General features: G+C 32.9%; 13 protein-coding genes. 6 read left to right on the top strand and 7 right to left on the bottom strand.

The annotated features are described in order from the left end of the window. Positions 1-32 precede the first annotated feature (32 nt). Positions 33-1,535 (bottom strand): sodium/proline symporter PutP, encoded by a 1,503-nt coding sequence (gene putP, locus GQS07_RS01345; protein WP_158209307.1) that lies wholly within the window; start codon positions 1,533-1,535, stop codon positions 33-35. Positions 1,536-2,435: 900 nt separating this feature from the next. Beyond that, the gene (locus GQS07_RS01340) at positions 2,436-3,173 is read right to left on the bottom strand and encodes a CDP-alcohol phosphatidyltransferase family protein (protein ID WP_158209306.1); all 738 of its coding nucleotides are present in this window, start codon (positions 3,171-3,173) and stop codon (positions 2,436-2,438) included. Between the two features lie 375 nt (positions 3,174-3,548). On the opposite strand from GQS07_RS01340, the gene GQS07_RS01335 reads away from it, so the two are divergent. Both GQS07_RS01335 and GQS07_RS01330 read left to right on the top strand, forming a co-directional pair. Beyond that, positions 3,549-4,673 carry a DUF4105 domain-containing protein gene (locus tag GQS07_RS01335; protein WP_233269295.1) on the top strand — a complete coding sequence of 375 codons (1,125 nt, stop codon included), beginning with the start codon at positions 3,549-3,551 and terminating at the stop codon, positions 4,671-4,673. A 24-nt stretch (positions 4,674-4,697) separates the two neighbouring features. Further along, positions 4,698-5,435, top strand: coding sequence for a tyrosine-protein phosphatase (locus tag GQS07_RS01330; protein ID WP_158209305.1), 738 nt, complete (start codon positions 4,698-4,700; stop codon positions 5,433-5,435). Positions 5,436-5,601: 166 nt separating this feature from the next. Here the strand turns inward: GQS07_RS01330 and GQS07_RS01325 are convergent, their stop codons facing one another. After that, entirely contained in the window at positions 5,602-5,991 is a 390-nt protein-coding gene (locus GQS07_RS01325; protein ID WP_158209304.1) for a DUF1573 domain-containing protein, read from the bottom strand. Positions 5,992-6,226: 235 nt separating this feature from the next. Between GQS07_RS01325 and GQS07_RS01320 the strand changes: the two genes are divergently transcribed. The 3 genes from GQS07_RS01320 to GQS07_RS01310 all read left to right on the top strand — a co-directional run bounded on the left by GQS07_RS01320 (position 6,227) and on the right by GQS07_RS01310 (position 10,332). Continuing rightward, complete coding sequence (locus GQS07_RS01320) at positions 6,227-8,860, top strand: valine--tRNA ligase (RefSeq protein ID WP_158209303.1); 2,634 nt, start codon at positions 6,227-6,229, stop codon at positions 8,858-8,860. Between the two features lie 78 nt (positions 8,861-8,938). Continuing rightward, complete coding sequence (locus GQS07_RS01315; protein ID WP_158209302.1) at positions 8,939-9,574, top strand: TatD family hydrolase; 636 nt, start codon at positions 8,939-8,941, stop codon at positions 9,572-9,574. Positions 9,575-9,609: 35 nt separating this feature from the next. Then, positions 9,610-10,332 (top strand): ThiF family adenylyltransferase, encoded by a 723-nt coding sequence (locus GQS07_RS01310; protein ID WP_158209301.1) that lies wholly within the window; start codon positions 9,610-9,612, stop codon positions 10,330-10,332. A gap of 42 nt (positions 10,333-10,374) precedes the next feature. Here GQS07_RS01310 and GQS07_RS01305 read toward each other — a convergent pair whose 3' ends face one another. The 3 genes from GQS07_RS01305 to GQS07_RS01295 all read right to left on the bottom strand — a co-directional run bounded on the left by GQS07_RS01305 (position 10,375) and on the right by GQS07_RS01295 (position 13,614). Further along, entirely contained in the window at positions 10,375-11,031 is a 657-nt protein-coding gene (locus GQS07_RS01305; RefSeq protein WP_158209300.1) for an NAD(P)-dependent oxidoreductase, read from the bottom strand. A 126-nt stretch (positions 11,032-11,157) separates the two neighbouring features. Continuing rightward, complete coding sequence (locus GQS07_RS01300; protein ID WP_158209299.1) at positions 11,158-12,357, bottom strand: aromatic amino acid transport family protein; 1,200 nt, start codon at positions 12,355-12,357, stop codon at positions 11,158-11,160. Between the two features lie 51 nt (positions 12,358-12,408). Then, positions 12,409-13,614, bottom strand: a complete 1,206-nt coding sequence (locus GQS07_RS01295) for an aromatic amino acid transport family protein (RefSeq protein WP_158209298.1) — start codon at positions 13,612-13,614, stop codon at positions 12,409-12,411. A gap of 198 nt (positions 13,615-13,812) precedes the next feature. Here GQS07_RS01295 and GQS07_RS01290 point away from each other — a divergent pair, with 198 nt between their 5' ends. Beyond that, on the top strand, positions 13,813-14,223 hold the full coding sequence (locus tag GQS07_RS01290; RefSeq protein WP_158209297.1) for a Fur family transcriptional regulator: 411 nt from the start codon (positions 13,813-13,815) through the stop codon (positions 14,221-14,223). Here GQS07_RS01290 and GQS07_RS01285 read toward each other — a convergent pair. Next, complete coding sequence (locus GQS07_RS01285) at positions 14,220-15,203, bottom strand: YpdA family putative bacillithiol disulfide reductase (RefSeq protein WP_158209296.1); 984 nt, start codon at positions 15,201-15,203, stop codon at positions 14,220-14,222. The genes GQS07_RS01290 and GQS07_RS01285 overlap by 4 nt on opposite strands. Between the last annotated feature and the right edge of the window lie 31 nt (positions 15,204-15,234).

Below are 15,234 nucleotides of genomic sequence, written 5' to 3'. Positions count from 1 at the left end.
TTACAAATAAGAAATATATATAATTCTAACAATTATTTTTCACGGTGATAAATTGCATCTGCTTCCACAAATTTGTTTTGCATTTCTTCACTTGATTGTTTTCCATATTTTGATACTAAATAAATAGCGATTGAACTGAATATAAATCCTGGAATGATTTCATATACTGTTGTACCAAATAAAATAGGCCATAAAACAACAGTTAATGCTCCAACTGTAATACCTGCTAAAGTTCCAATACCAGTTGTTCTTTTCCAGAATAAGATGAATAAGATTGCTGGTCCAAAAGCAGCACCAAATCCTGCCCACGCGTGAGCTACTAAAGCTAAGATTTTACTATTTGGGTCATAAGCAATTAAGATTGCAACAAAAGAAATTAAAAGAACAGTAAGTCTTCCTGTCCATACTAACTCTTTTTGGCTTGCGCTTCTTCTGAAATACGCTTTATAGAAATCTTGTGTTAGTGTACTCGAAGACATTAAAAGTTGCGAACTTAATGTACTCATTACTGCGGCAAGAATAGCAGAAAGTAAAACACCAACTACCCAAGGATTAAATAAGTGTTTGATAAGTTCAATGAAAATCATTTCATTGTCAGTACTAACAACACTTGCTTGGTCAGGATTTTTTTGGAAGTAGCTAATTCCTAAGTAACCAATTGTTACAGCTCCTCCAAGACATAATGCCATCCAAGTCATTCCTATTTTTCTTGCTTTACGCATTGTTTTAGCACTATCTGCAGCCATAAAACGAGCAAGAATATGAGGTTGACCAAAGTATCCTAATCCCCAAGCAGCAGCACTAATAATAGCGATAAACTCAACATTGTGTGTGAAACTTCTATAAGGGATCGATGTTAGTAATGATGCTTGTTCTGTATAAGTAACGATTGAATCCCAACCTCCCATATGCATTACAATCATAACAGGTGTTAAGATTAAAGCGAATAGCATTAATGAGGCTTGAATTGTATCACTCCAGCTTACAGCTAAGAATCCACCAATAAATGTATATGCTATTGTTGCTAATGCTCCTAAGTATAGTGCATTGATGTATTCCATGTGGAATAAGGTTTCAAATAACCTTGCACCAGCTACCATTCCAGAGGCACAGTAAATAGTGAAAAAGAATAAAATTGTAATAGCTGCTACTGTTTTTACTACTTTACCATCACTACCGAATCGATTGTGAAAGAAGTCAGGTAATGTTAAAGCATTATTGTTTACTTCTGTGTGAACGCGTAGTCTTCCTGCTACAAGTTTCCAGTTGTAATAAGCTCCAATCAGTAATCCAATAGCAATCCAGCTACGAGATAATCCAAATTTATAGATATCTCCAGGTAAGCCCATTAAAAGCCATCCTGACATATCTGATGCTCCAGCTGAAAGAGCAGTAACTAATGGCCCGAAACTTCGACCTCCTAAAATGTAATCAGAAAAGTCTTTAGTGCGTAAGTAAGCTATTATTCCAATACCTAAAACGGCAACCAAATAGATTGAGAAGGTAATAATAGTTGGGTCTAAATTATTAAGCATGTTGTTTAAATTATGTTTTGTTAAAAATATATAAAAAAATCTTATTCCAATGTTAATACTGAAAATAATTCAAAATAAACATCAATTGTGATTAATAATTGTCTTTTTATTAATTTGTTATGTGTTGATTTTTAGTTATTTATGTTTGGTTTGACGAATTGGTTGCAAATGAAAGTTTTTTTTTAATTATAAGCAGTATAATGTTTTTTATGTTCTAAAAATGAGGAGAAAAGTATCTTTTGTTATCCTTTTGATACTTTTTACAATTGCTTTTGACTGGGACAATTGTATAAAGTAAAGGATGCTTTTATCAAGTAAAATAGAGTTTAGTACTTGATAAATGAATTTTATAAGTGAGTATATATTAGAATTAAAAATGCAGATTTTTATTAATCGAGTACATAAGTTTTGGTAATCATATTGTAGGTATATGTATATTGTCTCTATATGCTATGTATATTGCTTGTAAACTTTTACATAGTTTTTATACATTGACTATACAAGGAGTATACATACAGTATACATACACTCAAAATAAAACCCACAAAAGAGTATTATTTGGTGTTTAACAGAGCTATATTATTTTGAAATTTATGAGGTAAACGTGTACTAAAAAGGAAATATAAAGCAGCTATTATTTGTACCTTGATAGCTATTCCTACGTGTAGATGTACACTTTTTAAAAAATAAAAGCCCTATACAAATTGGGGTAAGTAGTATAGGGCAAAAAAAAAGTAGTATGAAAAAAAAGTTTTCAAGTATAGTTCAATTACTATGCCAAAACTTTTTTATAAATGCTGTTTTGAAAAAGAATTTTAATAGTTTACAAATTGTACTATTTTAAATATCAATTGTTTATAAAATAAAAAGAGGATATGATGTCTATCATATCCTCTTTTGTTATACTGTTTGTTTTGAAGTTACATTCTTTATAATTGAAAGAAGGATGTAAACCAAAATGATAATCGGTATTGCTAAATATTGTAATGCTATTAAAAGTATAATTGATGCGATTACAAAAACAATCTGTAATTTATAAGCTCCAATATTACCTGGTTTTATTTTTAATGAGAATAATGGTAATTCAGCATTCATAATGATAGCACTTAAAATACTCAAGATAACTAATAAGTAAGGATTACTTAATACAGAGATTACTGTTTCGTTATCTGTTGTTGATATAATCATTGGTAAACTTAAAATAAATAAAGCATTACCAGGAGTTGGCAATCCAATAAATGAATCTGTTTGACGTGTATCAATATTGAACTTCGCTAATCTATATGCAGCTCCTAATGTGATAATGAATCCTAAATAAGGAACCACTCCCATATAATATGTCTCAGGTGTTAGGTTGTATAATTCTTGGTTAGCTTGAATATTAGCTAATTGTTTGTAAACAACTAAACCTGGAACTACACCACTTGTTACCATATCTGCTAAAGAATCTAATTGTAGTCCTAATTCACTTTTTACATTTAAAAGGCGAGCTACAAATCCATCCCAATAATCAAAAAATATTCCGATACACACCCATAAGAAAGCCATATGAATATTGTCGTCAAAGGCATAAACACACGCAATTAATCCAGATAATAAATTAAGTAGCGTAATAATATTAGGAATATGTTTTTTCATAAATATCTAAAGTTTAAAAACTGAGCAAATCGCTTAGTTTATCTATTTAATATGGTGCAAATGTATCATAAAGTTAGTAATTATCGCACTTTTAGCAGTGATTACTTTTTGTAGACTATAATAAAAATAGGTTTGAAAGTGAAAATATACTTTATAAGGGTATTGGTTAGCATATACTTATGAATTTATTTAGGCAATATAATTAAAGAGGTGGTAAGCTGTATGAAAGGGTACTTTATACTTTAGTATTCGTTCATTTGATATTGTTGTTTTTTTGTGAAAAAGGATTCGTTTGTTTTTTCTTATTTGTAGATTCGTAAAGTCGATTAAAAACGACAGATAAACACTATTTTTACACAATAAATTAGATAAATAATGAGAAATATACTGTACTTGTTTTTGTTTTTTTGGATAGGGCAAGCTGTATTTGCAAATGAGCGAGCGCTTTCTGAGCGAGCAGAGATAACGGTGTTAACTTGTGGGGTAGGAGATGAACTGTATTCTTTGTTTGGGCATACTGCAATTAGAGTAAATGACCCGATGGAGGGAATTGACAGAGTGTATAACTACGGAATGTTTGACTTTTCTACACCTAACTTCTACGGAAAGTTTGTAAAAGGGGATTTACTTTATTTTGCTGATTACTCTACTTACAAGAATTTTTTAGTAGGGTACTATTATGACAATCGCGCTGTTTATGAACAAGTGCTTAATTTGTCACAAGAGCAGAAACAAGCTATTTGGGAAGAGCTAAACAATTCGTTGAAAGAAGAGAATAAGTACTACGTGTATAAGTTTATTGACCAAAACTGTACAACTAAAGTAGGGGATATTTTAAACCATAATCTTTCTAAACCCTTGAATACAGATATTGAGGGAAATCGCGAAGAGTATCGAACTATTTTGAACACTTACTTAAAGAGTAGATATTTCGAGTTGTTAGGGATCAACCTTATTTTTGGTTCAAAGGTTGACCAAAAGTCAACTTCATTGTTTTTACCCGATAAGTTGATGAAGGGGATTGCTGAAACTACAATTGACGGGAAGCCATTGGTAAAGGAAACTTTTACCGTTTTAGAGGAAAACAAAAAGGAAGAGAATAACGGTGTGTGGTGGAATACAATTTGGTTATTTAGTGCCGTTGTTTTATTGCTAACGTATTTGAATACGTTTCAAATGGTTAGAAATGCTTATTTCATTCTAATGGGGGTATTAGGTGTTTTCTTTTTCGCAGTAGGCTTTTACTCTTTGCATTCAGAGCTTTTAAGTAATAATACCATTTTGCTATGTAGCCCATTATTTTTGGTGCTTCCATTTGTTAGAAGAAAGTATATCATTTTGAAGATTGTACAAATGTTACTATTTGTTTCCTTATTTTTGTATGTAGTTTTAAACTTATCGAGTGAAAAACTAATTGTAACCTTGCCACTTTTCTTCTTAACAGTAGTTAGTTTAGCTATTGATATGAGAAGTAGTAGAAGTTGGGTAATGGCCAAATAAAATTGTAAATAAAAGAAAAGAGCTATGTTTTCATTTTTTAAATCAAAACCTGTATTAAAAGACCTTATTCCGAATAACTTTGTTGATATTCACTCGCATTTGATGTTTGGTATTGACGATGGGGCACAGACGCAAGAGGACACTAAAACTATAATTAGTGCGATGAAATCTTTAGGATTTGATCAGGCGATTACTACACCGCATACAACACCATTAGTATGGGATAACACCAAAGAAGGAATATTGGCTAAGTATGATGAGGTTAAAACGGTTTTAGCAAGTGAGGCAGAGTCTTTAAAGTTAAGAGTGGCGTCTGAGTATATGATGGATGAGAGTTTTCTGAAGCGAATTGAAACAGAACAACTGCTTACGTTAAAAGATAATTATGTTCTTGTTGAGATGTCTTATGTGAATCCACCTATTCAATTAATGGATATTTTATTTCATTTAAAGTCAAACGGATATAATATTGTATTAGCTCACCCTGAGCGTTACAACTTTTATCACGGAAACTTAGAGATGTATAAGAAGTTGAAAAAGTCTGGTTGTCAGTTTCAGATGAATTTGTTATCGACCACAGGATATTATGGGGGACACGTATTAGAGGCTGCCAATTATTTATTGAACAACGATATGATTGATTTTGTTGGTTCTGATATTCACCATACAAAGCATATACGCGGATTTGAATCTAAAGTTCAGGTTAAGGAAGTTAAGAATTTAGAAAAGGCTATTGCTAATAATATTTTCTTTAAACAATAAAAAGAATACGACATAAAATATAAAGGGACTACTTCAATAGCTGAGGTAGTCCCTTTTTTGTTGTACTTAAACTTTATAGAAAAAGTACTATCTGTTCAAAGCGGTTAAAAAGAAAGAGGACTTATCATTGCGATAAGTCCTCTTTTTATACTTGTTTACTCTGTGCTTAGTTTGTTACAACCTCACCTTTAATTCTTAAAGCTACTACACCATTGATGTAGTTCGTTGCATTAGATTCAACAGTGATTGTTCTACTAATTTTTCCAGGAGCCATATTGTATTTAATATCAATTTTTCCTTTTTGTCCTGGTAATACTGGTTCTTCTGGTTTAGAAGGTACAGTACATCCGCAAGTAGAGCGTACAGCTGTGATGATAAGAGGTTCGTCTCCAATGTTAGTAAACTCAAAAGTTCTAACACCATTGTCTTTACCCTTTACAACAGTTCCGTAGTCAATTGTGTTATTCTCTGCTTTAAACTCGATTTTTGGTCCGTTTTGTGCGAATGTAATTGCACTTGTCAATACCAAAACTAATAATGCTAACATTTTTTTCATTGTCTATTATTTTCGTGTTATGTAAATTTATAAATTTTCGGAAAACAAACAAGTTAATTATACTTACAATCTAAGAAAGTAATTTTTTGTAATTGATTTGTAATCCACTATTTTTGCATACTACAAAGATACGTAAAAAAAATTTATGTACCTTTTGTTTAAATGTAAAGCAATGTATAGTTTATGTTGCTAAGGCATTGAAGAAATGTTAAAAACAAGTAAAATTAATAGTATAATGACAATACCTGCACAATTCGACGCTAAGCAAGTAGAGCAAAAGTGGTATCAGTACTGGATGGAAAATAAGTATTTTCATTCAACACCTGATCATAGAGAGCCTTACACAATTGTAATTCCGCCACCAAACGTGACTGGAGTATTACATATGGGGCATATGTTAAACAATACAATTCAAGATGTATTAATTCGTCGTGCACGTTTAAAAGGGCTTAACGCTTGTTGGGTACCTGGAACGGATCACGCTTCTATCGCTACTGAAGCTAAAGTCGTCGCTAAATTGAAAGAGCAGGGAATCAATAAGAACGATTTAACACGCGAAGAGTTTTTAGTACACGCTTGGGATTGGACTGAAGAGTATGGTGGAGTAATTTTAGAGCAACTTAAAAAATTAGGTTGTTCTTGTGATTGGGACCGTACGAAGTTTACAATGGATCCTGAGATGTCAGAACAAGTGATTAAGTCTTTTGTTGATTTATATAACAAAGGGTTGATTTATAGAGGGTACAGAATGGTTAACTGGGATCCAGAAGCTAAAACTACGCTTTCTGATGAAGAGGTTATCTATGAAGAACGCCAAGGTAAATTGTACCACTTAAAATACAAAATTGAAGGTTCTGAGGATTATTTAGTTATTGCAACTACTCGTCCTGAAACAATCTTAGGGGATTCGGCTATCTGTATTAACCCAAATGATGAGCGTTATACTCATTTAAAAGGTAAGAAAGCTATCGTTCCAATTTGTAACCGTGTTATTCCAATTATTTTTGACGAATACGTTGATATGGAATTCGGAACAGGATGTTTAAAAGTAACTCCTGCACACGATGTAAACGATAAAGATTTAGGAGAAAGACACAATTTAGAGATCATTGATATCTTTAATGAAGATGCTACTTTAAATGATTTAGGTTTACATTATAAAGGTAAAGACCGTTTTGTTGTACGTAAAGAGATTGAAGACGAATTAGCTTCTATCGGTGCGTTAGACAAAGTAGAAAATTATATCAATAACGTTGGTACATCTGAGCGTACAAAAGCAGTTATCGAACCAAGACTTTCAGACCAATGGTTCTTGAAAATGGAAGATTTAGCTAAACCTGCTTTAGCTGCTGTTATGGAAACAGAAGATGTAAAGTTATACCCAAGTCGTTATAACAATACGTACAGAAGTTGGTTAGAGAACATCCGCGATTGGAATATCTCTCGTCAGTTGTGGTGGGGACACCAAATTCCTGCTTTCTATTACGGAGCTGGAAAAGAAGATTTCGTTGTTGCTGAAACAATTGAACAAGCAGTTGAATTAGCAAAAACTAAATCAGGTAATGCTGCATTAACTGTTGCTGATTTAAAACAAGATGACGATGCATTAGATACTTGGTTCTCTTCTTGGTTATGGCCAATGGCAGTATTCAATGGAGTTTCTAAACCAGAGAATGACGAGTTTAATTACTATTATCCTACAAATGATTTAGTAACAGGACCGGATATTATCTTCTTCTGGGTTGCTCGTATGATTATGGCTGGGTATGAATACACTGGTAAAAAACCATTTACTAATGTGTACTTCACAGGTATTGTAAGAGATGCTCAACGTCGTAAGATGTCTAAATCATTAGGAAACTCTCCAGATGCATTAGGATTAATTGAGAAGTTTGGTGCTGATGGTGTTCGTGTTGGATTATTGTTATCTGCTGCTGCAGGAAATGATATCTTGTTTGACGAAGAACTTTGTAACCAAGGTAAAGCGTTTACAAATAAAGTATGGAACGCATTCCGTTTAGTAAAAGGATGGGAAGTTTCTGAAACATTAGAGCAACCAGAATCAGCTAAAGTTTCTTTAGCGTGGTACGAAGCTAAATTGCAAAAAACATTAGTGGAGATTGAAGACCACTTTGAAAAATACAGAATTTCAGATGCTTTAATGGCTATCTATAAATTAGTATGGGATGATTTCTGTTCTTGGTTCTTAGAGATGATTAAACCAGGATACCAACAACCAATTGACGCTAAAACATTCAATAAAACAATTGAATTGTTAGAGGCTAACTTGAAGTTGTTACATCCATTTATGCCTTTCTTATCAGAAGAAATTTGGCAACACATCAGCGAGCGTACAGCAGAAGACGCATTAGTAGTATCTGCTTGGCCTGCAATTAAAGAGTTTGACGAAAACTTGATTAAAGAGTTTGAGTTTGCTACTGAGGTTATCGCTGGTATTAGAACAATTCGTAAAGACAAGAATATTTCTTTTAAAGAGACTATCGATTTAAAAGTAATAAACAACGAAAAGGCTTCAACTTATTTTGATACTATCATTTCTAAATTAGGAAATGTTGAGGTTATCGAATATGTAACAGAGCAAGTAAGTGGTGCATTGTCTTACCGTGTTAATTCTAATGAGTACTTTATTCCAGTTACAGGAAGTGTGAATTTAGAAGAAGAAGTAGCTAAATTGGAAGAAGAGTTGAAATACTTAAAAGGATTCTTGCGTTCAGTACAAGGAAAATTATCTAATGAGAAATTCGTTAGTGGTGCTCCTGCTCAAGTTGTTGATAACGAGAAAAAGAAAGAAGCAGATGCTTTAGCTAAGATTGCAACTATTGAACACAGCTTAGCTGGATTGAAATAATAGAAACAACTTGTTGTTTTGAAATTTATGCCTCTAAAGAGTATTTCTTTTTAGAGGCATTTTTTTATATTCGCATTAATGAAAATCAACTTACATACACATCATTCAACTAATTTATTTGAGGGAATTGAAATAGTAAATCAATATCCTATGCAAGTAAATGTTGTAGTTCCTCATTACTCTGTAGGAATACATCCGTGGTATATAGAAGAAACAAGTTGGCAGAAGGAATTAACTGTTTTAGAAGAACAGTTATTACAAGCAAACTGCTTAGCGATAGGAGAGTGTGGTTTAGATAAAAAGATAGCTATTCCGTTAGAACTGCAAATAAAAGTGTTTTCAGCGCAATTACTACTTGCAGAAAAGTACAAAAAAGCAGTAATTTTGCACCTCGTTTCAGCCTATCAAGAAGTTATTGCTTTAAAAAAAGAGTTGCATATTTCTGTACCACTGATTGTTCACGGGTTTAATAAGAACAAACAAGTAGCAGATAGCTTAATCAAGAACGGTTTTTATCTGTCATTTGGCAAAGCCTTATTAAGCAAACCTGCATTAGTTGAGGTATTCCAAGCAATGCCTAAAGAGAAGGTGTTTTTAGAAACCGATGATGCAAAGGATGTAAGTATAGAAGCTGTTTATCATAAAGCAATGACAGTAGCACCAGATATTGAAGCACAAATAGAAGCGAATTTTAGAGAGATATTTAATATATAATTACAGCGTTAAGCTGATTAAAACGTTAATAATAGATGGCGGTTTGGCAAGAAAGAGCAGAATTACTGTTTAAGGAAGAAGGGTTACAAAAACTACAAAATGCAAAAGTGTTAGTTGTAGGATTAGGAGGAGTTGGTTCATTTGCTGCTGAGTTTTTAGCAAGAGCAGGCGTAGGAACAATGACAATTGTAGATGGAGATACTGTTGATATTACCAATATAAATAGACAGTTGCCAGCATTGCACTCTACAGTAGGAATGCCAAAAGTACAAGTAGTAGGAGATAGATTGATGGATATTAATCCTGCATTGAACTTAACGCGTATAGAAGAGTTTATCTCTCCAGAAAGAGCACACGAAATCGTAACAGAAGATTTTGACTATGTGTTGGATTGTATTGACAGTGTAACGCCAAAAGTTAATTTGATTTTAGCAGCTAAGCGTAAGAAAGTAAAAGTAATCAGCAATATGGGAGCAGGTGGTAAAATGCAAGCGAACAAAATTGTGATTAAAGACATAGCTAAAACGGATGTTTGTCCGTTGGCAAAACAAATACGCAAGCGTTTAAAAAAAGAAGGTATCTCATCAGGCGTAAAAGCAGTTTTTTCAACAGAGAAACCAGATGAGAGTAGCTTAAAAATGACAGACGGAAAAAACTTTAAAAAGTCGTTTTTTGGTACAAATAGTTGGATGCCTGCTTTATTTGGATTGCATTCAGCAGAGCACGTAGTGCGTTATATTATTTCAAAAGAGGCATAGTTATAGAAAATAAAAGGAGCTCAATTGAGCTCCTTTTTTGTTTTAGTATCCAATAGTAAACTGTCTGTTTATAAATTGAGGTGTTGTAATTTCGTCTGCAATAGCTACTGCTACATCTTCAACGGAGATTCTACTTCTGTTTTCACAATCAAATACTGGGCTGTTTACCCCTAATCTATAATAACCAGTTCGCTCTCCTGCATTTCCAGGTTTCATTTCAATAGCAGGGCTAAAATACGTCCATTTGAATGCTGTTTCTTTTGATAAAGTGTTTTGGAAATAATCGCGTACTGCTGTAGCACCTGGTTTGATAGCTGCTGGGAATTCAGGAGTATCTACTAATTGTAAATCTGATTTTACATATAAAGTACCAGCTCCTCCAATTACGATTAATCGATCTGCATTTGAATTTTTTACAGCTCGGTGAATAGCATTCACACCTTTTGTAAAATCGTCATATAAGTTTGGATTTGTCCATCCAGCGTTGAAAGCACTAACTACAATGTCTCCTTCTTTTAGGATGTTTTCTAATTGGTGATCTTTAGTTACATCCATTTCGATTGGCGTAACTAAGCGAGTACTCGGAATGTTTTGCGTATTTCGAGCAATTGCATTTACTTGAAAACCTCTCTCTGTGAATTCAGCTAACAAAGCTTGTCCCACATATCCTGTTGCTCCTATTAAAATTATACTTTTCATACTGTACTGTTTTTAATTAATAATAGTAAAGGTATTGGTATTGTGTGGTTTATAAATAAAAAACCGACTTAATCTACAAATTTCTTAATGTAGATTAAGTCGGTTCATCACAGTGTATATGTTTTCTTAATACGCTGGTAATATTTTAGCGACCATTAACCCTTGTAGTACAATAATCAAAGCAGATAATCCCCATAAGAAAACAAAAGCAATCTTTTGTAAAATAGGTTGCTGTTCACCTGCTTGTTGTTGTGCTTTTTTAAGCATTAACATAGGCATTACTAAGGCTAAGATTACTAACGAAACGGAAGCATATCCTAAGGCAATAATAAATCCGTCAGGGTAGAAAAGAGCAAACATTAAAGGCGGTATAAAAGTCAATAAAGTTGCCGATATACTATGGTTTACCATTGGTCTGTTTTTCCCTAAATCTTTGATGTAATCACTTAAAGAAAGTGCTACTCCCCAGAACGATGTTAGAATAGCTGCCGCCGCAAATATGTTGAAAGCAACTTTAATTACATTTGAATCTTGTATTTTACGAATCGCTTTTAGTAATCCCTCAAGTCCTGAGTTCTCTTGTAATATAACATTAAAAGCTGTGCTTTCGATATTTCCTAAAATTGTAAGTTCCCAAATTAAGTACAATACCAATGGAATAATACTTCCGATAAAGAACACCCATTTTAATTGTTTTAAGTTACCATCTAAGTATTTTACTAAACTTGGAATAACAACATAAAAACCAAAACTGGTAAATACAACTGGTATTGTTGCTAATACCGGTAAAGCAGTTGTGGGTGTAAACGCTAAGTGTGCTGCCTCAATTTTAGGCAGTAATAAACCGATTACAACACATAAAAACAGTAGTTTAATACTAAATACAATCTTTGTACTTATATCAACTATTCTTGTTCCAAACGCGATAATACCACCAAACATAACAGCAAACAACACAGCCGTAATTTGAGGAGATATTTCTCTCTCTAACCACAGTTCTAAGTTTGTTCTAAGTATTTCTCCACCTCCAGTGATATATGCACTCACTAAAGCATACATTAATGTAAGCATACTAATTGCTGTAACAATAGCCCCAGGTTTACCAAGATACTTTATGGTAAGGGTATTTAGTCCGTCGTTAGGCGAATTATATTTATATACGTCAACAAGAAGTATAGAAGTATAAAACATAGCAAACCAGATACAGAATAAGATTAAAGCCATAAAGCTAAAACCTACATTTGCTGATATAATTGGCATTGCTAACATTCCTGCTCCAATTGTAGTCCCTGCTACAATAAGGATACTTCCGATAATTCTTTGCATTATTTTTTCTTTTTTAAATTAAATTGAGTTGATCTGTGTGTTTTGTTTTCATTAGTCTAATATTGGGAGTTTTCCCATTGTCATTAATGTTTGAATAATTAAAATAGCTATTCCAAATGCCATAATTAATGTGAAAGCTATCTTTTGAAAGAAAGAGATTTTCTCTTTTCTTTCTTGCTTTACTTTGATATACATTAAAATTGGTATAAAAAGCGATGTAATTACTACGGATATTGCAGCATAACTTAAAGCAACAACAAATCCTTTAGGATAGTATAATGCAAAAAGTAGAGGAGGAATAAAAGTAATTAGATAAATTATAAAAGGGCGTTTAGAAAATGATTTTTTCTTTGCTAAATCTTTTATATAATCAAATAAGGCAAGGGCAACACCTAAAAAAGAGGTTAATATTGCCGCTGCAGTAAATACGTTAATCGGTATTTGTAGCCAGTTTGATTGAGAAACTGTACTAACAGCTTTAATCATTCCTTCTAATCCTTTGTTTTCTTGTATGATGTCAAAGAATACTTGTGGATTTATACTTCCTAAGATTGACGATTGCCAGATGATGTAAACAATCAAAGGCAATAAGCTACCATAAACAAAAGCTTTCTTTAAGTCCTTTAGGTTTCCGTCTAAGTATTTCACTAAACTTGGTACTACGATGTGAAAACCAAAAGAAGTGAATATAACTGGAATAGAAGAGAATACTAAGGCTCTTTCCATTGGTAATTGCAATAAGTTTTCAATTCGGATATATCCAAACATAATTAGTACAATGATCAATAGGAATCCTAATTTGATTAAGAATAGCCATTTCGTAGCAAAATCAACCACACGAGCACCTAAGGCAACAATACCCCCAAAAAGGATAGTGAAGATTAAAGCTGTTGCTTGCGGTGTTAGCTCAATGTCTAACCATTTGCTAAGGTTAAGTCGTAAGATATCACTACCACCAGCGATATAAGCACTAACCAATGCATACATTAACGTAAGCATACTTATACCTGTAACGATAGAACCTGCCTTACCTAAATATTTATAAGTCATTGTGCTCAATCCGTCATCAGGATTATTATATCGGTAGGTTTCAACCAATAAAATTGCGGTATAGCACATAGCTAACCATATTAAAACCATAATTAACGTTATACCAGGAAAGCCAACTCCCGACGAGATAATTGGCATTGCTAACATTCCTCCTCCAATTGCTGTACCAGCAATGATTAGGATACTTCCAATAATTTTACTATTCACTTTTTGTTATGTTTTAGTTTATAGTATTGTGAAAAAATAAATATATGTTTTTATTTTTTATAATAATACTAATAGTTGTTTATTTTCTTTAATTAATGTTGGGGGAATTGGCTAAGAATAGATGTTTTTACACCTAAAAGGATGGGGTTTATTCTCGGTTAAACATTGTTTATATTTGCTTATATAAAAATGTGAGGTATGAATACATTAGAAAACATATTGGAGGAAAAAAAGATAAAGCCTACTGCAATGCGGTTATTAGTTTTAAAATATTTAAAACAACAAGACGGAGCAGTGTCATTGGCAGATATCGAAGCAAGTTTCGACCAATCTGATCGAGTTACGATTTATCGGACAGTAAAAACGTTTGAAAGCAAAGGATTACTTCACAGTATTACTACGAATAACGTTACTCAATATGCATTATGTTCTCAGGAATGTGATGAAGATAAACACCACGATACTCATTTACATTTTGTGTGTAATAAATGCAAAAAGACAATTTGTCTAACACAAGTTTCTATACCTAAAATTGAAATACCACAAGGTTTTCAATTAGATGATATAGAAGTTGTAGCCAAAGGGATTTGTAAGGAATGCAAGTCCTAATATCGACGATATCGATATTTCGAGATGATGTGTGTAAGAATAGAAACAGCGTGAATTCGAGAATTTTCTATAAACCAAGTGTGCGTGTTTAGTCCACCGCATACTACACCTGCCAAATATAAATTAGGTACATTCGTTTCCATAGTTTCTGTATTGTATATAGGAGTTCTATCTTGCGTATCTGCAATTTCCACTCCCAATTGATTTAAAAAGTCAAAATTCGGACGGTACCCCGTTAATGCTAAAACGAAGTCGTTGTCAAGTTCAACTTCTCCTTCAGGAGTTTGAACTGTTACCGAATTAGGTTGAATAGAAGTTAAGTTACTTTCAAATAAAGCTTTGATACTTCCTTCTGCAATTCTATTTTCAATATCTGGTTTAACCCAGTATTTTACGTGAGAACTTATTTCTTTATCTCTAACTACCATTGTAACCTTAGCACCTTTTCTGTAGCACTCTAATGCAGCATCAACAGATGAGTTACTTGCCCCAACAACAACAACATTCATATTCGCGTAGAAGTGAGGGTCTTTATAGTAATGTGTAAGCTTTGGTAAGTCTTCACCAGGAATATTCAATTTGTTAGGTAAGTCGTAGAAACCTGTAGCTACAATAACGTTTGAAGCTAAGTAAGTATCTTTTGATGTTTTTACCTCAAATTGTCCTTCGCTATTTTTGTCAGCACTTAAAACTTGCTCAAATAAGTGAAGGTTTAATTCATTAGAAGATGCAACTCTTCTGTAGTATTCTAAAGCTTCGTTACGACGAGGCTTCTTTTCAATACTGATAAAAGGAATGTTATCTAATTCTAATAATTCAGAAGAAGAGAAGAACTGCATATTAGCAGGATAATTATATAGTGAATTAACTAAACAGCCTTTTTCAACAATCAGGTGTGATAACCCTTGTTTTTTTGCTTCTAGTCCGCAAGCTATCCCTATTGGACCTCCACCTACTATCACTATATCAAAATGTTTCATAATCTTATTTCTGTTGCTTTTAGTTTTATTG

The organism is Myroides phaeus, from assembly GCF_009799805.1.
Lineage (GTDB): Bacteria > Bacteroidota > Bacteroidia > Flavobacteriales > Flavobacteriaceae > Flavobacterium > Flavobacterium phaeum_A.
Note: the sequence above shows the minus strand (reverse complement) of the source record. Positions and strands in the feature narration are given on the sequence as shown.